This window comes from Butyrivibrio sp., from assembly GCF_015056685.1.
In the GTDB taxonomy this organism is placed as follows: Bacteria; Bacillota; Clostridia; order Lachnospirales; family Lachnospiraceae; genus Butyrivibrio.
The window spans coordinates 1-20,737 of record NZ_SVFW01000048.1 but is presented as its reverse complement, the minus strand read 5'-3'; the positions used below and the strand labels follow the sequence as shown (position 1 = coordinate 20,737).

Annotated in this window: 15 protein-coding genes and 1 tRNA gene; 14 read left to right on the top strand and 2 right to left on the bottom strand. The window is 41.4% G+C overall.

Annotated features, from left to right (window positions below):
• The first annotated feature begins 8 nt into the window (after positions 1 to 8).
• The 3 genes from E7303_RS14735 to E7303_RS14725 all read left to right on the top strand — a co-directional run bounded on the left by E7303_RS14735 (position 9) and on the right by E7303_RS14725 (position 1,823).
• Positions 9 to 1,157 carry an NAD(P)-dependent malic enzyme gene (locus tag E7303_RS14735; protein ID WP_292146161.1) on the top strand — a complete coding sequence of 383 codons (1,149 nt, stop codon included), beginning with the start codon at positions 9 to 11 and terminating at the stop codon, positions 1,155 to 1,157.
• 15 nt (positions 1,158 to 1,172) lie between these two features.
• Complete coding sequence (locus E7303_RS14730) at positions 1,173 to 1,697, top strand: DUF4364 family protein (protein ID WP_292146160.1); 525 nt, start codon at positions 1,173 to 1,175, stop codon at positions 1,695 to 1,697.
• 53 nt (positions 1,698 to 1,750) lie between these two features.
• Positions 1,751 to 1,823, top strand: a tRNA-Thr gene (locus E7303_RS14725).
• A 341-nt stretch (positions 1,824 to 2,164) separates the two neighbouring features.
• Here the strand turns inward: E7303_RS14725 and E7303_RS14720 are convergent.
• The gene (locus tag E7303_RS14720; protein ID WP_292146159.1) at positions 2,165 to 3,727 is read right to left on the bottom strand and encodes a sensor domain-containing diguanylate cyclase; all 1,563 of its coding nucleotides are present in this window, start codon (positions 3,725 to 3,727) and stop codon (positions 2,165 to 2,167) included.
• A 220-nt stretch (positions 3,728 to 3,947) separates the two neighbouring features.
• Here E7303_RS14720 and E7303_RS14715 point away from each other — a divergent pair, with 220 nt between their 5' ends.
• The 3 genes from E7303_RS14715 (at position 3,948) to E7303_RS14705 (ending at position 8,768) form a co-directional block, all read left to right on the top strand.
• Entirely contained in the window at positions 3,948 to 5,729 is a 1,782-nt protein-coding gene (locus tag E7303_RS14715; RefSeq protein WP_292146158.1) for an ABC transporter ATP-binding protein, read from the top strand.
• Positions 5,730 to 5,944: 215 nt separating this feature from the next.
• Entirely contained in the window at positions 5,945 to 7,729 is a 1,785-nt protein-coding gene (locus E7303_RS14710; protein ID WP_292146157.1) for an ABC transporter ATP-binding protein, read from the top strand.
• 13 nt (positions 7,730 to 7,742) lie between these two features.
• Complete coding sequence (locus E7303_RS14705; RefSeq protein WP_292146156.1) at positions 7,743 to 8,768, top strand: SH3 domain-containing protein; 1,026 nt, start codon at positions 7,743 to 7,745, stop codon at positions 8,766 to 8,768.
• Positions 8,769 to 8,829: 61 nt separating this feature from the next.
• On the opposite strand, the gene E7303_RS14700 is transcribed toward E7303_RS14705, so the two are convergent.
• The gene (locus tag E7303_RS14700) at positions 8,830 to 11,454 is read right to left on the bottom strand and encodes a translation factor GTPase family protein (RefSeq protein WP_292146155.1); all 2,625 of its coding nucleotides are present in this window, start codon (positions 11,452 to 11,454) and stop codon (positions 8,830 to 8,832) included.
• 152 nt (positions 11,455 to 11,606) lie between these two features.
• On the opposite strand from E7303_RS14700, the gene E7303_RS14695 reads away from it, so the two are divergent.
• From E7303_RS14695 to E7303_RS14660, 8 genes are all read left to right on the top strand, one after another.
• The gene (locus E7303_RS14695) at positions 11,607 to 11,984 is read left to right on the top strand and encodes a GntR family transcriptional regulator (RefSeq protein ID WP_292146154.1); all 378 of its coding nucleotides are present in this window, start codon (positions 11,607 to 11,609) and stop codon (positions 11,982 to 11,984) included.
• Between the two features lie 17 nt (positions 11,985 to 12,001).
• Positions 12,002 to 14,587, top strand: a complete 2,586-nt coding sequence (locus E7303_RS14690) for an ATP-dependent Clp protease ATP-binding subunit (protein WP_292146153.1) — start codon at positions 12,002 to 12,004, stop codon at positions 14,585 to 14,587.
• Positions 14,588 to 14,668: 81 nt separating this feature from the next.
• Positions 14,669 to 15,079 carry an endosialidase gene (locus tag E7303_RS14685; protein WP_292146151.1) on the top strand — a complete coding sequence of 137 codons (411 nt, stop codon included), beginning with the start codon at positions 14,669 to 14,671 and terminating at the stop codon, positions 15,077 to 15,079.
• Positions 15,080 to 15,226: 147 nt separating this feature from the next.
• Positions 15,227 to 16,609, top strand: a complete 1,383-nt coding sequence (gene radA, locus E7303_RS14680; RefSeq protein ID WP_292146150.1) for a DNA repair protein RadA — start codon at positions 15,227 to 15,229, stop codon at positions 16,607 to 16,609.
• Between the two features lie 144 nt (positions 16,610 to 16,753).
• A complete protein-coding gene (locus tag E7303_RS14675; RefSeq protein WP_292146149.1) occupies positions 16,754 to 18,493 on the top strand; it encodes a hypothetical protein in 1,740 nt (579 codons plus the stop codon).
• Positions 18,494 to 18,581: 88 nt separating this feature from the next.
• The gene (locus tag E7303_RS14670) at positions 18,582 to 19,508 is read left to right on the top strand and encodes a hypothetical protein (RefSeq protein WP_292146148.1); all 927 of its coding nucleotides are present in this window, start codon (positions 18,582 to 18,584) and stop codon (positions 19,506 to 19,508) included.
• Between the two features lie 6 nt (positions 19,509 to 19,514).
• A complete protein-coding gene (locus tag E7303_RS14665; protein ID WP_292146147.1) occupies positions 19,515 to 20,492 on the top strand; it encodes a transglutaminase domain-containing protein in 978 nt (325 codons plus the stop codon).
• Between the two features lie 18 nt (positions 20,493 to 20,510).
• A partial coding sequence (locus tag E7303_RS14660) for a hypothetical protein (protein WP_292146145.1) occupies positions 20,511 to 20,737 on the top strand: 227 nt, incomplete at its 3' end.

Genomic DNA, 20,737 nt, shown 5'->3' with positions numbered 1-20,737 from the left:
GCATTATTATGACAAACGCTGAAAAAGCACTTGAGATGCATGAAAAATGGCAGGGAAAACTTGAGATAGTTTCCAAAGCCAAGGTTAATTCAAAAGAAGATCTGGCTGTATGTTATACACCAGGTGTGGCAGAGCCTTGCAAGCTGATTGCCAAGGACAAGAGCCTTGCTTACAAATACACGATCAAGTCAAACACAATTGCTGTTGTATCTGATGGTAGCGCAGTTTTGGGACTTGGTAATATTGGACCTCATGCAGCAATGCCTGTTATGGAAGGCAAGGCAGTGCTTTTTAAAGAGTTTGGCGGAGTTAATGCTGTTCCTATCTGCCTTGATACTCAGAATACAGAAGAAATCATTAAGGCAGTTACATATCTTGCACCTGGTTTTGGCGGAATAAATCTTGAAGATATTTCAGCACCAAGATGCTTTGAAATAGAGGAGAGATTAAAAGAAAAGCTGGATATCCCTGTTTTTCATGATGACCAGCATGGAACAGCAATTGTCGTTCTTGCAGGTATTATAAATGCCCTGAAAGTAGTAGGCAAAAAGAAAGAAGACTGCAAAGTAGTAGTTAACGGCGCAGGAAGCGCAGGAATTGCTATAACAAAACTTTTGCTTACCTATGGATTTAAAAATGTTACAATGTGTGATAAGTCAGGAATTCTTTCCAAGGCATCTGCAGATCTTAACTGGATGCAGGAAAAGATGATGGATGTTACCAATCCTGAGCAGAAGACAGGAACACTTGCTGATGCTTTAAAGGGAGCTGATATATTCGTTGGTGTATCTGCACCTGGAATTGTGACCAAAGAAATGGCGCAGGAAATGAATGATGGAGCTATAATGTTTGCTATGGCAAATCCTGTTCCTGAGATCATGCCTGACCTTGCCAGAGAAGCAGGAGTAAGGGTTATAGGTACAGGAAGAAGTGATTTCCCTAACCAGGTAAACAATGTGCTTGTTTTCCCAGGAATCTTTAAGGGCGCTCTTGAGGGTGGCGCAAAGCGCATCACTGATGAGATGAAGCTCGCAGCTGCAAAAGCTTTGGCAGGTCTTGTTCCTGATAGCGAACTTAACGAAGAAAATATACTTCCTCCTGCATTTGACCCGAGATGTGCGGAAGTTGTTTCAAAAGCAGTAAAAGAACTTATTTAATTTGGAGGTATGAGCGTGAGCTCAAGGTATCTTACTTTATACAAGATGATTGTTCTGTATATGTTAAAGAGGTGCGAAGTGCCTCTTAGCAAGTCACAGATTTATGATTTTATACTGGAAAAAGAATATACGACATTCTTAACTTTGCAGGAAGTTTTTGCAGAGATGGCTTCCTCTGATCTTATCAAAGAAAAAACTGTTGCCAATAGAACTTATCTTGAAATAACTGAAGAGGGAGAAGAGGCCCTTAAGTTTTTCGGAAACAGGATCAATCCTTCTATAAAATCTCAGATTGATGATTATTTAAAAGCTAATAGCATGAAGCTTAGAAGCGAGGGCTCGATAATCGGAGATTATCAGAAAACAGGTGAAAATGAGTATACTGCCCGTGTTATTGCAAGAGAGAGCGGACATACTCTTATAGATATTCAGATTCCTGTTCCAACAGAGGAAATGGCTCAGGCCATCTGCAGAAACTGGCTTGAAAAAAATCAGGAAGTATATCAGTTTTTGATCAATAATTTAATGCTTGATGAGTGATTGACTTAAGGGTTATCACTTGCTATAATATCATTCGTGGCTAAATTGCCCAAGCTGTTGTAGCACAGTCGGTAGTGCGTCGCATTGGTAGTGCGGAGGTCACGGGTTCGATTCCCGTCAGCAGCTGTATATATTAAATCCCATCGGAGTTTATCCGATGGGTTTTTTTGTTTAATAGGAAATTCTTCCGAATTTCCTATTAAACAAAAAAACGCTCCGCTATGGATGCGCACTCGCGCGTAAGGTATATGTTGCATAAATGCAACCGCGCTCGGCGCGAGCATGTTGCGAGCAACATGCTTTTTTATATTACTTCTAACATTCATCTGAATATGTCTTTAAACATCGTTCTGGACGTTGTTCTGGCCTCGCCTGTCATAGCCTGTCTTTTCGTAGAAGGCTTTTTTATCCTCGTACATGTTGTTGTCAGCAATCTTAGCGAGTTCCTCTATATTACAGTGAGGATTCTATCTGACTGTGGCATATCCAAGGGCGACATTGATTCCCTTAACGTATTCTCCGTGCCAGTGTTCGAGCTGCGTCCTTAAGTAGCTGATTCTTTTTTCGAGCTCATTCCTATTCGCAATTATCAAAATGGCGAACTCATCGCCACCAAGCCTTGAAATGGTGCTGGTAGAGGATGAAGAAAATGCAAGTTTAAGGCATGTTGCAGTTCCTTTTAACAGCTCATCCCCGGCGTCATGACCTAAGGTGTCATTGTAGTATTTAAGCCTGTTAACGTCTATGGCTATATAAGTTAGATCATTTGGAAGACGGTTCTTTTCATAGTCATCAGCAAGTGCGTAAAAATGCCTTCTGTTACCAATGCCTGTAAGCTGATCCGTATAGGCATCTATTTTGGCCTGTGCAAATTCTTTTTCTTCCTTTACGTTAAGACCTATCCTTCTGTAAATGAGGCCAACCTGCACCATAATGTAGAGCATAAGAGCTATTATTATGAAAAAGATGTAGTTATAGCCTACATTGTCGATGTATTTAATAAGTGAGTATCCTGCCAGAATTATGAATATTCCATTAGCTACAGCTATTCCTGTTCTGCTTGAAAGCTTCTTTTCTTCTTTTATACTGGAATATGAGTAGTAGCCGACCATGACCATAACAACTATGTCAAGTACATGCGCTACGTAGACCAACCATCCCCACTCGAAGATGTCGAATGACGCTAAAGTGCAGGCAATCAGGATAACAATAGCAATAGCGCCATCAATTATATGATCGATCAGCTCTACACGTAGGAAGATGCATCTTGCGATTTCAAAGAACAAAAGAGGCATCAGCAAAAATGAGACTATAGTAAGGATTGAAAAGCCTGTTATATATCCAACCGCAATGAAAGGAATCCTTGTCTCGTTTATGATCCACTGCCCTGCAACTACAGAAAAGGCTCCTGCATAGAAAAGGGCTTCAAATGAGAGCTTTCTGATAAGGTTAGCTCTTTTTAGGATAAATACAGTTGATACCAGCATCTCAAAAAAACCGGTAACTGTGAAAAGGATAAACAGGACAACTGAGGGAACGTTGCTCCTTAACTGGGCAATAACGTATGCGGATCTGGTGGTTACAAAGGCTTCAGTGAGTTCTGCACCATAAAGGGATTCTTGAGGAGTAATCTTTACTTCGACTTTTTTTCCGGTGTATTCATATTCAAGCGGAATCCAGATCTCTTTTTTGCCAACATCAGTACTATGACCAAATAATACGTTGTTTCTTGATTCTAAAACTTCTGTTCCATCAATGAAGACTGAAAACGCTTTATAGTAGCATCTGATAACAAGGAGCTGATCGCCATATACTGTGGGAAGGGTGTTGTTGATCGTAAAGGTTTCGTCGCTGCTAAATGGAAAAGTGATGTATTTATCATCAATTTTCCAATAGTCATTAAGAGATACAGAATTTTCTCTATAATAATTATTTGATTCGTTTGAATAGCAAAAACCAAGTCCTATAAACAATAGGATTATGAGTATGTAGGCAAAAGCAATTATACGTCTCCTAAAGCGCGTATCCATAGGCAATAACCTCCATAAATCTACTGATTATAATTATATCATGTACTATTTAACGATAATTCTTATAATTTGATTAACAAAGCGATAAAAGAATAAAAACAAAGCAAAAAATGATAAGAAATCAGATTATTTTAGATTGAATTAGGTGTATGGGTGGAATACAATCAAGATTAGCAGAAACTATTTTTATTATTACTATTTATTTCATGGGGTGGTTATTATGAAAAAGCGAAACTCGAGGCGGAAGTATCCCAGGACGAGGCTTCAGTGGTTGTGGGATAATATGGAAGGGTACAGAGCTTTATATGTACTGGCGGTGATTGGCACAGTTGTCTACAATATGTTGCAACTGACTGTGCCATTTTTTTCTGCGCAAATTGTGGACAGATTTTTGTCTGGCCCTGGTGCAAAAGAAAATCTTACGGGGCATCCGGATGAATTTATCAGGCTCCTTGTTCTTATGATAAGCCTTACTGTACTTAGGTGCATCATAGTCTATTTTGACTGCATGGGATATGAGTTTGTATCGCAGCAGGTTCTCTTTAAAGTAAGGAATTTTCTCTATGACAAGATCCAAAGACAGGACATGAAATTTTACAACACCTATCGTACAGGTGATCTGATGACCAGAGTTACGGGAGACCTTGATGCTGTAAGGCACATGGTTGCGTGGGTAGTCAGAATGGTTGTTGAAGCATTTTCTCTGGTCACAGCAACTGCAATTTACTTTATCTACATGGACTGGAGACTGGCATTTAGCCTTTTGATCGTGGCTCCGCTCATTTTCTTTATCATATATGTATTTAAGCTCTTAGTTGCGCCAATGCATGCGCTTCTTCGTGAAAAACTGGCATATATGAATACAGTGGCGCAGGAGAATATAGCCGGAAACAGAGTGGTTAAGGCTTTTGCAAGGGAAGCCTATGAGATAGAAAAATTTGATGAGTGCAACACTGACTATAGAGATACCAATAAAAAGACAGCAATGATATGGCTTCGTTTCTATCCTTTTGTAGAAACTCTTGCCAATGCTCTTGCGGTAATACTTCTTTTGGTGGGAGGTCTTTTCCTTATTCATGGTGATATGACAATGGGCGAATACGTGGCATTTTCAGGCCTTATCTGGGCCATAGCCAACCCTATGAGGCAGCTTGGAAACGTTATGAATGAATTCCAGAGATTCTCGGCAGCATCTGCAAAGGTTATGGAGATCTACTACTCAGAGGCAGAGATCGTAGACGCTAAAGACGCTGTTGATAAGCCTGGAAGATTTGAAGGAAACATAGAATTTAAAGATGTTTCTTTTCACTATGCAGACAATGATCTCCCGGTCCTGGAGCATATTTCTTTTACTGCTAAAAAAGGACAGACAATCGCGATCATGGGCGAGACAGGATGTGGAAAAACTTCTCTTATCCATCTGATCCCTAGATTCTATGAGCCTTCAAGCGGAGAAATCCTTATTGATGGCGTAAATGTCAATAAATTAAAACTAAATCAGCTCAGGAAGAACATAGGTCTTGCTACCCAGGATGTACTTCTTTATTCTGACACGATCGATGGAAATATTGCCTATGGTGACAGCGAAATAAGTCGTGAGGAGGTTGTTCGTTTTGCCAAATATTCTGCGGCTTCCGACTTTATCGCCAAGATGCCTGAAGGCTACGAAACTATTGTAGGTGAAAGAGGTGTTGGCCTCTCCGGCGGACAGAAGCAGAGAATATCTCTTGCAAGAGCGCTGGCTGTAAGGCCATCCATCCTTATTCTCGATGATACAACTTCAGCCGTTGACCTTGAGACGGAAAAAGAGATTCAGGAGAGCCTAAGAAATCTTGATTTTGAGTGCACAAAGATCATCATTGCGCAGCGTATATCAACTACCAAGGATGCAGACCAGATACTGATCATGCAGCATGGAGAGATAACGGAGCGCGGAACTCACGAGGAACTTATCAAGCTTGGCGGATATTATGCAGAACTTGTGAAACTGCAGGTTAGCTAAACGTTTTGATGCGCACATATCTGTTTTAGCTGACATTTTCATTCCGTGAAAAACGTAGCAGTACTAAGCTTACAAAAAACGTAAGCTAAGTGCTGACGTTTTTCAAGGCAGCAAAAACATATATGCACTTACAAAACGCTTTAGGCACTATGAATTTTCAAAGTACAGGTAATACCGCAGCTATAGGCAGGAGATATAAACGAGGAGATAAGTACATGAGACGAAATACATATAAAGAAGATGAGATATTAGAAGAGCCCTTTGATATAAAGCACCTTCTCAGGGCTTCCGGATATATAAAAAAGCATGCAGGCAAGATGGCGCTGGCACTTGTTTTTTCCGCCCTTGGCGGAGCAGCAGCCCTTGTGAGCCCAATGATTGTGCAAAGAGCTTTGGATGTGGCAATTCCAAGTGGTGATGAGAGCCTTCTCTACAAACTGGTTGTCGCTGCAGCACTATTTTACGTATGCAGTGTGATCTTTACTACGATCCGTTCAAGAATCATGGTAAATGTCAGCCAGGATATTATTTATCAGATAAGGAGCGATCTATTTGAGCACTTACAGAAACTGCCATTCCAATATTACGATGACAGACCACACGGAAAGATCCTTGTAAGAGTAGTAAACTACGTAAATTCCGTTTCAGATATGCTAAGTAACGGCCTTATCAACGTGGTTCTTGAAATATTAAACCTTGTATTCATCGTAATATTTATGTTTGCAGTGGACGTTAAGCTGAGCTTTGTGGTTCTGGCCGGTGTGCCATTTCTTATGGTATTTATGTTCTGGATAAAGAACAAGCAGAGAAAAGCCTGGCAGGCAGTGTCAAACAAGAACTCCAATTTAAACGCCTATCTTCAGGAGAACATTGTTGGTGCAAGGATAACACAGATCTTTGCAAGAGAAGATGAGAATGCTGAGATATTCAAAGTTCTTTCTTCCAATTGCAGAAAGGCATGGATGAAGGCAGTCAGCTATTCAACCATGGTCTGGCCTGGAATTGATACCATATCGGTTCTTGTCAGAGCTGCGATATTCATGTTTGCACTTGTAGTTTTTTCAAAGGGAAATGAGTCCCTTGGTGTGATCGTTGCTATCTCAAGCTATGCATCAAGATTTTGGCAGCCTATCATGAACCTTGGAAATATATTTAACAACTTCATCAACAACATGGCTTATCTTGAGAGAATTTTTGAGACTATGGATGAGCCTGTAACTGTTGACGATGCGCCTGATGCGGTGGAAATGAAGAAGATGGTCGGCGAAGTAACCTTTGACCATGTCTCTTTTTCCTATGAGAAGGGAAAAGAAATCCTTCATGACGTTTCATTTAGTGTAAAACCAGGCGAGAGCATCGCTCTTGTTGGTCCTACAGGAGCCGGAAAGAGTACTATAGTAAGCCTTATTTCAAGATTCTATAACGTTGATAGTGGAAGAATCCTTATTGATGGACAGGATATTTCAAAGGTGACGCTTCATTCTCTGAGGTCACAGATGGGAATAATGCTTCAGGACAGCTTTATTTTCTCCGGAACAATTGGAGATAATATCCGCTATGGAAAACTTGATGCAACTGAGGCGGATATAAGAAGAGCCAGCAGGGCGGTATGTGCTCACGACTTTATAAAAGTAATGCCTAAGGGTTACAACACTGAAGTTAAGGAAAGAGGCGCACTTCTTTCTCAGGGACAAAAGCAGCTTTTGTCCTTTGCGAGAACTCTTTTATCTGATCCAGCAATTCTGGTACTTGATGAGGCAACCTCAAGTATTGATGTTCAGACAGAAAAAGCTCTCCAAAAGGGTCTTGATACAATGCTGGAAGGCAGGACAAGCTTTATCATTGCCCATAGACTGTCTACCATTACTAAATGTGATAAAATAATGTATATAGACAACGGTGGTATAACTGAATGTGGAAGTCACGATGAGCTTATGGCCCGCAAGGGAGCTTACTATCATCTGTTTACTGCACAGATGGAAGGTATGGAAGCTGTATAAAGGTGAATGAAATTTGACAAGTTATTACGACTATTGTAAAATTTGTGTCATGCTTAAAAAGAAAACAAATAAAAACCAAATAATTTTAGGTTCTTTTGCTGCAGCTTTTTCAGTAGTTGTGCTGGCAGGACTTGTTGCTGACAAACATCTTGCAATGGCAAGCGCTGCTTCGGAAAAGACCACGGAAGTTACAGGTGAAGTCTTAAATATCCAGATTGATGAGGCTCTTGGAGAGGATGATCTTTCAGATGGAGCTGTCACAGAAACAGTGGATATGATAGAAGCTACAGAAGCTTCTTCAGAAGAGGTTATCGAGGAGGTGCTTCCTTACACTGTAACAGCTTATGAAACTCCCCTTGTTATGTACGCAAGTGATACGGTTAATGTCAGAAGCGGAGCTGGAACAGATTATGACAAGCTTGGAAGGATTACCTGGGGAAGTGAACTTCAGGTTATCGGAGTAACAGACAACAACTGGTACGAGATTTCCTATGGCGATGGAGCAGGATTTATAAGCGGAGACTATGTGACTTCTGAACTTCCAAGTGTCCCATATCTTTTCGTTGGTGATTCCAGAACTGTTCAGCTAGAGAATGCAGTAGGAACTACCGACAAGGCATATGTTGCCAAGGTTGGTGAGGGATACAGCTGGTTTAAGAACACAGCTCTTTCAGAGATACAGGAGTACGCCGGCAATGGAACTACTATGATCATTAACTTTGGTGTTAACGACCTGGCCAATGCGTCCAAATACATCAGTCTTATAAACAGCTACATTGATGTTTGGGATGCAGCAGGAGTGACAGTTTATTATTCATCTGTAACACCTGTCGGCAACTGCAATACAGTATCCAATGCACAGATTGAGAGCTTTAATGCCAAGCTGCAGGCCGAGCTTGACCCAAGGATCAAGTGGATCGACAGCTACTCATATCTTACTCAGACAGGCTTTAGCACACCAGATGGTCTTCACTACGACAAGACTACATACAAAAATCTTTACTCATACTACATGTCAGTAGTAGCAACAGATGTGTAAATATGAACGATAATAGGAGAATATTAGAATAAGATATAAAAGGATTTGCCAGGACTACAAGTCATGGCAAATCCTTTTTGGTTTTCGATGCGATGCTTTCCGAGATGAGAGTATTGGTTCTTTTAATTTCATCCCAAAAGTCTCTGGCAGAAAGTCTATAGGCGCCGCTGCTAAGGACAATCACCTGCTCAATGGCATCAGAAGTGGCAACAGTCACTTTGTACTTTTTGCTTATTTCGTGAGCAGCCTTTTCTATATACTGATCCGCAGTCTCAGCTTCTTTTGTATAGACAATCAAAAGCCCGCTCATTTCTTCTGTATGTTCTTTGCCGCCGGCGACTTTGTAGGCATCAAATACCACAATCACCTGTTCGCGTCTGAATCCCTGAAAATTGATGAGAATATCGATAAGCTTATCCCTGGCGGCCTTTAAATCGGTTTTTGCAAGGTCAGACAAGTCAGATGAAGCATATATTATGTTGTAACCATCAACCAGAAGATATTCCTTATTCAGCTCATTTTTTATGGATGAAGCGGTGTTCTGGTGCTTTTCCTTTTTGGCTGCTTCAAGATCGTAGTCTCTGTTGTCATTTTCAGGAGCATCAGCCTGGTTTAGAGCATCGTAGGTGACGGCTGTTTCCACGTATCTTGGAGCAATCTTTCCATAGGTTCTCTCGAAGATTGCTTTTAATTCTTCTTCAGAGTTTTTGTACTTTACAAACTCTTTTTCAATGACAGCAGCAGTTCTCTCTTTTGGGAAAAGACCTGAATCTACATGCATTTTTTCAGGAGCTTCATCCCATGGGATTATTAATGAACTTCCGTGAGAGCAAAATACGGAAGATGAAGGATTGTCCACATCAAGCTCAGGGTCATATCCAAAGCTTTCTATTATTTCTTTTTCATTGTGACATGGTTCATATCCCCTAAAGGTAGTAAAGATCTGACCTTCGCCCCTTGTGTAGGAAGAAAGCTCTGATGCATAGTCAAGAAAGCAGGCGGCAGGAACAGTTCCTGTTATGAGCGCTTTTTCACCAATGATATCAGGGAGAGAAGTGGTTCCGTTCATGCGCTGCATATCTGTAAGTGCCCTTCCTACAGCATCTGCGGGGATCTCAAGTCTGTAATCTAAAACAGGTTCAAGCAGAACTGACTTGGCGTTCATAAGTCCCTGCCTTACAGCTCTGTAGGTAGCTTGCCTGAAGTCACCGCCCTCAGTGTGCTTTTCGTGGGCTTTTCCGGCGATTAGAGTTATCTTAATGTCAGTGATCTCTGACCCTGTAAGGACTCCGAGATGCTTCTTTTCCTGAAGGTGAGTAAGTACGAGCCTCTGCCAGTTAAGAGACAGCTTATCGGTACTGCACTTGGCAGCAAAAGAAATACCGCTTCCCGGAGCAGCAGGTTCAAGAAGCAGATGGACCTCGGCGTAGTGGCGAAGAGGTTCAAAGTGACCTACCCCCTCAACTTTATTTGCAATGGTCTCCTTGTAGACAATGTGCCCGGGACCAAAGTCTATTTCGGTTCCAAAGCGCTGTTTTACCATGTGCTTTAGGACCTCTTTCTGAACTTCGCCCATAACCTTGATCTCGATGACCTGAGCTTTGTCATTGAAACTAAGCTGAAGCGTCGGATCCTCTTCTTCTAAGGCCTTTAGCTCTTTGTAAAAGGCGATGGGATCCTTGCCATCCGGTAAAAGAACTGAACAGGAAAGGATGGGCTGCATAATGCTGCCTGTTGAGAAGTCTTTAGTAGAACCTATCATCTCTCCGGGAAGAGCAGAAGACAGGCCTGTAACGGCACAAATCTGACCTGCGACAGCCTTTGTGGCAGTGTCATACTTTTCTCCTGAGTAGAAGCGAATCTGATCGATCTTTTCATCTCCAAGAAGAGTTTTTGGAGCAAGGGATCCGCTAGTGATCTTAATATGAGTCAACCTGTTTCCATTTGTATCTCTGCTTATTTTAAAGACCTTTGCGGAAAAATCGCCATTTTCGTCATATTTTTTAACAGGGGCAAAAGAGGTAACAAGAGAAAGAAAACTCTCGATACCTTCCATTTTTAGAGCGCTTCCGAAAGCACAGGGGAAGCATTTCCTCTTTAAAATCAGCTCTTTTACCTGATCATTTGTTATCTCTTTTCCATCAAGAAAGCTGCTTAGGAGTTCCTCATCACATACAGCTAATTCTTCCTGAAACTCAGGAGAAGCAAAGTCAGAACTGAAATCAATGCAGCTGCTGCTAAGACTTGACTTTATCTCTTTTAACAAATCCTCTTTGTCACCCTGGTACTGATCCATTTTGTTTACGAAAATGAAAGTTGGCACATGGTAGTGCTTAAGGAGCTTCCACAAAGTCCTTGTCTGACCTGTTATGCCATCGGGGGCGCTGATGAGAAGAACAGCCGCATCAAGAACGGAAAGAGTTCTCTCCATTTCAGCTGAAAAATCAGCATGTCCGGGAGTGTCTAAAAGAGTGAAATGATATCCGCCATACTCAAAGATCGCCTGCTTGGAAAAAATAGTTATTCCGCGGTCTCTCTCAAGATCATAGTTATCAAGAAAGGTGTCCCTGTGGTCAACTCTACCCATTTTACGCAGGGCACCTGCAATATATAAAATACCTTCTGAAATTGTTGTTTTTCCCGCATCCACATGAGCCAGGATGCCAATAGTCATATTTTTATTCATAGGTACTATTATACGAATAAAACATGAAATCTTGAATATCAAATATTTGCCAAATTTGTTATAAAAACCTTGTTACATCTTGCGGATAAGTCTCGATTTGATTAATCTGTAGCATGTGTTATACTAAACATATCACAGATTAGGAGGCGTTTATGATCATAGAGATTGATTTTAATAGTGATGAAGCAATCTATATGCAGCTTTGCAATCAGATCATATTGGGTATAGCTACGTCTCAATTCCGCGAGGGAGAGCAGCTTCCAAGTGTGCGCCAGCTTGCTGAGACTATCGGCATCAACATGCACACTGTAAACAAAGCTTATTCAATCCTTCAGCAGGAGGGCTTTGTTAAGATTGACAGGAGACGTGGAGCTATCATCGCTATTGATATTGACAAGCTTCAGGCTCTTAGTGAAGCTAAGTCTGAACTTGCGGTCGTACTTGCAAGAGCTATCTGTAAGGGGATTGGAAGGGATGATATTCACAAACTTGTAGACCAGCTTTATGACAACTACGAGAAAAATTCTTGAAGAAAGGAAGAGATAATATGGATTCAAAGTTTACCTTAATGGCGGCGGATGCACTTAAGCTTGCCAGGAAAACAGCCAGGAACCTTAAACTTAATTATGTAGGTACTGAGCACATTCTTATGGGACTTATATTAGAAGATGGAAGCGTTGCTTCCAGAATCCTTATTGATAACGGTATCGACGAGAATCGTATGATGGATATGATAAAAGATCTTATCGTTCCCGATTCTACAGTAAGTACCCTTGATAAAGATGGCTTTTCTCCACGTGCGGAGAAAGTGCTCGAGGAAGCTCACAGACTTGCTGAGAGATTCCACGCAGACAAGACAGGAACTGAGCACATTTTGCTTGCACTCATAAAAGAGGGAGAAAATGTTGCAGTAAGACTTATCAGTACCCTCAATGTCCCTGCACAGAAGATATATGCTGAGACCCTTGCAGCCATGGGAGAGGATCCTAACCTTGTAAAAGAGGACCTTGGAAGAAAGGCAGCTCCTAAGGCAGGCAAAAAGGCATCAATTCTTGCACAGTACAGCAGAGACCTTACTGCTCTTGCTGCCGAAAACAAACTCGATCCCGTAGTGGGAAGAGAAAGAGAGATAAAGAGAGTTATTCAGATCCTCAGCAGAAGGACCAAGAATAATCCTTGTCTTATCGGTGAGCCGGGCGTAGGTAAGACAGCAGTTGTTGAGGGACTTGCTCAGAGGATTGCTTCCGGAAACGTGCCTTTAACAGTTCAGAATAAGCGCCTTGTTACTCTGGATCTTTCAGGAATGATCGCAGGTTCCAAATACAGAGGCGAGTTTGAAGAGCGTATCAAAAAAGTCATCAAAGAAGTTTCAGAAGATGGAAATATAATTCTTTTTGTTGATGAGATGCATACTCTTATTGGTGCCGGTGGGGCAGAGGGAGCAATTGATGCTTCCAATATCTTGAAGCCATCTCTTGCAAGAGGTGAGATTCAGATGATAGGTGCTACAACCATTACTGAGTATCGCAAGTACGTTGAAAAGGATGCCGCTTTGGAGAGAAGATTCCAGCCTGTTAATGTGGATGAACCTACCAAGGAAGAGGCTACTGAGATCCTCAATGGAATTGTCAGCAAGTACGAGGAACATCACAAGGTTACTATAACTCCTGAGGCTATCAAGGCTGCGGTTGAGCTGTCTGAGAGATATATCAACGACAGAAATCTTCCCGATAAGGCAATTGACCTTATTGATGAGGCTGCATCAGCTGTAAGACTTAGGACTATGGGCGTATCCCCCAAGATAAAAGAGCTTGAGGAACTCATAAAGTCTTACGATGGAAAGATTGAAACTGCCCTTAAAGAGCAGGATTTCAAGGCAGCAGGTGAGTTTAATAAAGAACAGAACGCTCTTATCTCTAAGCTGAACAGAGCAAAGAATGCTGAAAAGAAAAAAGAAATGACATCTGCCTATGTAGTTAATGAGAATGATATAGCAGAGGTTGTTGCAGAGTGGACAAGAATCCCTGTTAAGAAGATTGCAGAAAAAGAATCTGAGAAGCTTCTTAAACTTGAGTCTATCCTTCATAAAAGAGTTATCGGTCAGGAGGATGCAGTTAAGGCTGTATCAAAGGCTATCAGAAGAGGCCGTGTAGGACTTCAGGATCCTAACAGACCAATTGGCTCCTTCCTTTTTCTGGGACCTACAGGTGTAGGTAAGACAGAGCTTTCAAAGGCCCTTGCAGAGGCAATGTTTGGCGATGAGAATGCTCTTATCAGAGTAGATATGTCTGAGTACATGGAAGGTCACTCCGTATCCAAGATGATCGGATCACCTCCAGGATATGTGGGATTTGATGACGGCGGACAGCTCAGTGAGAAAGTCAGAAGACATCCATATTCAGTAATCCTTTTTGATGAGATTGAAAAAGCACATCCTGATATCTTTAATGTTCTTTTGCAGGTTCTGGATGATGGACATATCACAGATTCCAAGGGCAGAAAGGTAAGCTTTAAGAACACTATCCTTATCATGACTTCAAATGTTGGAGCCCAGAAGATAGTTGATCCTAAGAAGCTTGGATTTGGTGCCGGATCTGATGCCAAAAAGGACTATGAAGATATGAAGTCAGGAGTAATGGAAGAGGTTAAACGTCTCTTTAAACCTGAGTTCATCAACAGAATAGATGAGATCATGGTATTCCATACTCTCAATGAAAAAGAGATGATGGATATTGTAACACTTCTTTCACAGAACTTAAGCAAGCGTTGCAAGAATCAGATGGATATCAATCTTACAATATCTCCTGCTGTTAAGAAGTTCCTTGTGACCAAGCATTCAGATGCAAAGATGGGTGCAAGACCTCTTAAGAGAGCTATTCAGCAGACTATTGAGGATGCAATGGCAGAAGAGCTCTTAAAGGGCAATATAAAGGCCGGAACAGATGTGACAGTCGGACTTAAGGATGACAAGATTGTTTTCACCACATCAGAAGGGTCCAAAACTTCAGTGAGGAAGGTCAGTGTCAAGACCACAAAGCCTTCAAAGTCCTCTAAGACAAAAAGCACTGTAACAACAAAAAAACCTGCTAAAAAAACTGTAAAAAAGCCAGCGAAAAAAACTTCAAAAAAGTAACAAAATTTTAATTTTACATTAAGGTTCTTTGACTTATAATGTTTTATAAGAAACGAGCTATACATTTTAGGAGGTTTAGATATGGCTGTTGTTGAGCAGTTGATTCGTGCTGAAGAGGATGGGAGCATCAGTTTTGGTAACTATAAGCTTCCAGAGAAAAAGAAACTCGAAAATTTTGAGCATGGCGGAGACATCTATAAGGTAAAGACTTTTAAGGATATTACCAAGCTTGAAAGTAATGAGAACTTCGTATATGAGTCCGTGCCCGGAACTACAGTTACTGAGTTTAAAGAAACTGAAAAAGGCGTAGAGTTCGATGTTGAAGGTTCCAGTGATGCTCAGATCACATTGGGACTTCTTGAAAAAACTGAATATAATGTGTTCGTAAATGGTACCAGCATTGGTAAGATGACTACGAACGTAGGTGGTAAACTTAATTTGAGTGTTGAACTTTCTGAAGATAAGGCAACACAGGTAAGAGTTGAAAGGTAAAAAAAGTTTAGGGCTTTTCGAGAAAACTCGAAAGGCCCTTATTTTTTGGAGCTGGTTACCGTTAGCGACCGTATTTTGGTCGGTTACGGTATCCGCATCCGACCGGACTTAGTCAGATAATAAACTGGCGTTATTAGAGGAGGAGTTATGGCAACAAAAATAAAGACCGTATTTTTTTGTCAGAAGTGTGGGTATGAATCATCCAAGTGGATGGGGCAGTGTCCGGGATGCAGAGAATGGAATACATTTGTTGAGGAGACAGTCAAGGCAGCGCCTAAGTCAGGAAGTGGCGCAGCTAAAGCTTCAGCGTTAACAAACGGCGAGTATAAAAAGCCTCAGACTTTGTCGGAAATAGTGATGACAGATGAAGACCGCTTTGATACGCATATAGGTGAGCTTAACAGAGTTCTTGGTGGAGGGCTTGTAAAAGGCTCTCTTATTCTTGTGGGCGGAGATCCGGGAATCGGTAAATCAACGCTTCTTTTACAGGTTGCAGGAAATCTTTCAGGAGATAAAAGAGATGTTCTCTATATTTCAGGTGAGGAGTCTTTAAGACAGATAAAGCTGCGGGCAAACAGGCTTGGAGACTTTTCTGATACTTTGAAATTCATGTGTGAGACAAATCTTTCCAATATAGAAGAGGCTATAAATAGAGAAAAACCTCAGGTGCTTGTTATTGACTCAATCCAGACAATGTACAACGAGGATGTTTCATCTGCGCCCGGAAGTGTTTCACAGGTAAGGGAGTCCACATCAGTACTCCTTCGAATTGCCAAGAGCATGAACATATCAGTGTTTATTGTTGGACATGTGACCAAGGAAGGCCAGGTTGCAGGACCGAGAGTTTTGGAACACATGGTTGATACAGTTCTTTATTTTGAAGGAGACCGTCATGCTTCCTACAGAATCTTAAGGGCAGTTAAAAACAGATTTGGTTCAACCAATGAGATTGGCGTATTTGAAATGCAGGAAAAAGGCCTTATGGAGGTGGCCAATCCTTCAGAATTCATGCTGGATGGAAGACCTGTCAATGCAAGCGGATCAATCGTCACCTGTTCTGTTGAGGGAACACGTCCTATACTAATAGAAATTCAGGCGCTGGTGTGCAGGACTAATTTCGGCTTTCCGAGACGTCAGGCCAATGGAACAGACTATAACAGAGTTAATCTTCTCATGGCAGTTTTGGAAAAGAGGATAGGTCTTCAGATGGCAGACTATGATGCATACATCAATCTTGCCGGTGGAATGAAGATCGCAGAGCCTTCATTGGATCTTGGCATCTGCCTTGCGATTATTTCCAGTTTTAAAAATAAACCTATCAGTGATGACACGATTGCTTTTGGCGAAGTTGGTCTCTCAGGAGAAGTGAGGTCAGTAAATATGGCAGAGGCCCGCGTTCAGGAAGCGGAAAAACTTGGATTTAAGCGCTGCATCGTTCCTAAAGCTCTTGAAAAAAAGCTTAAGTCAAACTGTAAGGGAATGGAGATAATTGGTGTTTATTCAGTTAGTGATGCCATGGGCCTTATCTGAGGCTGAAAAGATATTTGGTCTTTTTTTATCATTTTTATAGCAAATTATGATTGATTGTATGATTGTTCTTCTGCTATATTTATGAGGATATGTTTTTAACAAGGTAAATCGTAAAAGCCTGGTGGCAATGACTGGAGAATCAAAGTGAAAGGGATAAAAAGAGCTGTAGTATTTAGTTTGATAATGTTGATGGCAGTGATAGCAGTTTTAAGTAGTGGACTTACTGCTTTTACGTCATATGCTGATGATGACAGCTCGGATGCCTCTACAGATTCAGGTACAGAAATAGCAGCAGATGAAGCTGCTGACTTAGATACAGCTTTTTATTGCTCAACATATTTTTACCTTCTTAATGAAATAGATTCTGATATTCCATATGAAATTTCATCATATCCATCATCTAACTATTCTGATGGGATTTATAAGTTCGGAGCTGTAAACAGCTTTGATGAGATTGTTGGAACTGATCTTGGAGAGGAGCCTTCAGAGGATAATCTTTATTGTGATAATGAAGTTTTGCAGTCCTTGAGCGAGGTTCCTTCTTTGGAGGAGATTCAGTCAGTTAGAAGTGATTTTGATCCTTCTGTCCATTATATTCAGTGGTATGTTATCAAAAATATTGGTTATGAAATGCATGTTGACGGTGTTATAAGGACTAGGCAAGCGGTAGTAGATCCTACTGAGGAGCCTTCAGAAGATCCCGGCAATGGGGAATCAAAAGAAGCCTCTTCAGGGGCTTCTTCTAGTGCTTCATCAGAAAACTCAGGTGAAGCATCTTCTTCATCATCAGCTTCATCAGAAAGTGCTGGCAGTGCTTCTTCAGAGGCAGCATCTGCTTCTACAAGCTCATCAGCTTCTGTGGATGATACAGAGGAACCTGAAATATCAATAGAGATTGAAACTATCTGTAATAATCCAATAGTTCCTGATGATGGCGAAGCTCATCTTGTGGGAGATGGATTTAAGATCAGGATCATCGATGAAAAAGAGCCAGAGACACTTACAGAGAAGATTTATGATGCCTTTGGCAAGTTCCTTAGGACAGATGTCTTAACAGTAACAGCATCTGATGGCAATGGTACAACATTTAAATACAAGAACAGGGAATACTGGGTGAGTATTGATGCTGCCTATGCCTACGTTACCGCCAAGGATTTATCAGAAAAAGGGCTTACTATTCCTTTTATTTTTGATGGAAAAGAAATTGAACCTGAAAATATCAGGGTTGGAATTAAAGATGCGGTTACAGGTATGATAACAGCCTTAAAGAGCGAGTCTTCTGTTGAAGTAAAGACAAGGCAGGCTTCAGTAGATGTGAATAACGTTATCACTATCGAAGCCGGCAGCACAGTTAAAAATGACGACGGAAAGACACTTACCAACGATAGTTACACCATCGTTGATGGAAAATTAAAGGATGGACATACCATTTCTAAAGTAGTGTTCAATGGAAGTCAGACAGGAGTGGGCGAGAGCAGCAATGAGATAACTTCTGTTGTCATTGTGGATAGTGAAGGCAGGGATGTTTCTTCACAATATGTTGTAAAGTGTCAGAAGGGAAGACTTGTTCTTGTTGATGCCAGTGGCAATGAGGCGGCTTTAAACTATGAGACATCAACGGTTACAGCGGATGCTAATACAAGTTCAGCTGCAAGCACAGGTGCCTTAGCGGTGGCTTCAGGCAGTGCTTCTCTTAGCAGCAGTTTAGATCCTGTTTCGTCAAATGGAGAGGCAGCTTCTGGTGCAGCTGCAGGCGCTTCAGTCATGGGTGCCAGAATGTCTGCAACAGGCGATCTTACTACAGATCTGGCAATGAGGCTGATAATTATCATTGGTAGTATGCTATTTTTTGGCACAAAAAGTTTTTTTATTAAAAAAGGTTAAAAATAATTATTAAATGTCGATAAGATAAGTGAGCATATTTTTAAGACTTTAGTTTTGTGCGCGCTAAGGCGCGGGATGGAGAGAGAATATGATGCTTATCTTAAAAAGGGCATTGAGTATTGTTCTGGCTGTTATTGCCGGTATTTTCATTATTGGATCAGATTTAAGTTCAATCACGGTCCAGGCTGCGGACGATCCGTACGTAGCCCTTTCCAAAGCTACAACAAAATATAACGGTGTGGATTATAAAAATGAGTATAATCCGCTTTATTACTATCTCAATTACCAGGACCTTCGTGATGCTTATGGCACAGATGCGAATAAGCTTATAGAGCACTGGGTTGTTTTTGGCAAAAAAGAAAAAAGAGTTGCTAACAGACTTATAGGAGACAGCACAGAGTATGTTGTTCCTACCGGTGATACAGGCGTTGTTATCATTCCTAAGGCCAAGCATGGAAACGGCGGAATGACCTATGATCAGGAGGTTATCGCCAGAAGTTACGCCAAGCAGATAGCAGATGGAATAAACAAGGCTATTGAAGAGGTGAATGCTTCAAAGTCCAAGAGTTCATCCAGTAGTTCATCCAAAAAGTCAAGTTCCTCAAGTTCTTCGGATAAGAATAAGGTAAAAGATATAGAGAAAGTTGCCTACGCTGCAGGTGTTATAAATGCCTATTGCGCTCAGGGCACATACACAACAGAAGGAAAAATCTACAGGACAGCCTATGGCGTGTTTGTAGGTGGCGAATATTCCTGCGCCGGCGCAACAAGGGCACTTGGACTTGTTCTTGACTATTTGGGAATTACCTGGGTTCACAAAAATGCAAATACCTGGAATGATCAGTGGTGCCAGGTAATTGTTGACGGCAAGGAAGGCTATGCCGATGCTATCAGTGCAAGTGCCGGCTATGGCAAGCATCCCAATGAAGGCGGAAGTGAAAAAGATGCGGTAACTTATGCAAAGATCAGAAGCAAGTTTGATATGGCTTCACAGAGAGCAAGAGCTACGGATTGATAGGGTATGGGGCGAAAAGAGATTTCTTTTTACAAAAGAATATTGATTATTACGCTTATGCTGATGGTAATATCCACGATCTTTCCTGTAAAAGCAAGAGCAAGCGGGATAACTACGATTGATCAGGCAACATTCAGAGGAACACCTGACATTTCTACAATCCACATAGGAAGCGATGTTACGGACATTTCCTCTAATGCATTCAGAGGGCTGATGGCCCTTAGGTCAATTACTGTAAGCGAGAACAATCCTTTTTATTCTTCATATAGCAATTGCCTTTATAACAAGGACCAGACTGAGCTTTTGTGCTTTCCGGCCGCTCTGACAGGAGCTTATATACCGGAAACAGTCACCTCCATTGGAAAAAATGCCTTGTACGGCGTGGCAGACAGCTTAAGGGCAGATATAAGGCGGCTGATTGAGGTGCAGGCTGAGAGCAATCTCATGGAATGGCAGATTCCGGGGGCGCATTTCATTCATACATCTTACGGGGTTAAATGGAAAGATGCTGAAGGAAATACAGTGGAGCCTGACACGGATTTAAAAAAGCTGATTGCTTCAGTTTTAGAAGCTAGCACAACAGAGTCCATGAATCAGAGGCAGCAGCTTGAAAATGCCTTTAACTATCTGGTTTCTTCAGTTTCTTATGAGAGAAAGATGGATGTTCCTATAGGGAACTGGACTGGGAGTTATGCGACGGACATGCTCTTGAATGGCAAAGGTAACTGCTATGGGTACGCAGCGGCTTTTGCATATATAGCAAGGGGAATCGGGTTTGACTCAAGGGTATGCAGTGGAATGGTACAGTCTTCGCTTGGCGGGAAAACACCTCACGCCTGGACTGAAGTTAAGTTGGGAGACAAATGGTACATCTTTGATTCAGAGATGCAGGATGCCAAAGGGGGAGGCTATTATAAACAGACATATGACAGTTATCCGGCTGGACCATTGGAAAAGCAGCTGACCTGGACTGTCTATTATTGAGAAAGAGGGTTACCTTTTATGAGAAGATTTTCGGGTATATTTATGGCGATTCCTATTACATTTGTTTTCCTTTTCATGCTTAACATAATGCTGTATACTACAGTTCCTTTTTATAGGGAGGCATTAAATGGAGCACTTGGAAAAGAGGATATTCCTGTGGTTGAGGCCAGTAACGAGCCAGTGATATATGCAGATGAGATAACCGAAATAGAAGATGCAACTACTGCAACAGCAGCGGAAGGGAA

Bases quoted from the DNA above. Each gene is read 5' to 3' on its own strand.
- E7303_RS14735 (WP_292146161.1), top strand. From the start codon at position 9: ATGACAAACGCTGAAAAAGCACTTGAGATGCATGAAAAATGGCAGGGA.
- E7303_RS14690 (WP_292146153.1), top strand. From the start codon at position 12,002: ATGGATTCAAAGTTTACCTTAATGGCGGCGGATGCACTTAAGCTTGCC.
- radA (WP_292146150.1), top strand. From the start codon at position 15,227: ATGGCAACAAAAATAAAGACCGTATTTTTTTGTCAGAAGTGTGGGTAT.
- E7303_RS14670 (WP_292146148.1), top strand. From the start codon at position 18,582: ATGATGCTTATCTTAAAAAGGGCATTGAGTATTGTTCTGGCTGTTATT.
- E7303_RS14700 (WP_292146155.1), bottom strand. From the start codon at position 11,454: ATGAATAAAAATATGACTATTGGCATCCTGGCTCATGTGGATGCGGGA.
- E7303_RS14710 (WP_292146157.1), top strand. From the start codon at position 5,945: ATGAGACGAAATACATATAAAGAAGATGAGATATTAGAAGAGCCCTTT.
- E7303_RS14665 (WP_292146147.1), top strand. From the start codon at position 19,515: ATGGGGCGAAAAGAGATTTCTTTTTACAAAAGAATATTGATTATTACG.
- E7303_RS14715 (WP_292146158.1), top strand. From the start codon at position 3,948: ATGAAAAAGCGAAACTCGAGGCGGAAGTATCCCAGGACGAGGCTTCAG.
- E7303_RS14685 (WP_292146151.1), top strand. From the start codon at position 14,669: ATGGCTGTTGTTGAGCAGTTGATTCGTGCTGAAGAGGATGGGAGCATC.
- E7303_RS14720 (WP_292146159.1), bottom strand. From the start codon at position 3,727: ATGGATACGCGCTTTAGGAGACGTATAATTGCTTTTGCCTACATACTC.
- E7303_RS14695 (WP_292146154.1), top strand. From the start codon at position 11,607: ATGATCATAGAGATTGATTTTAATAGTGATGAAGCAATCTATATGCAG.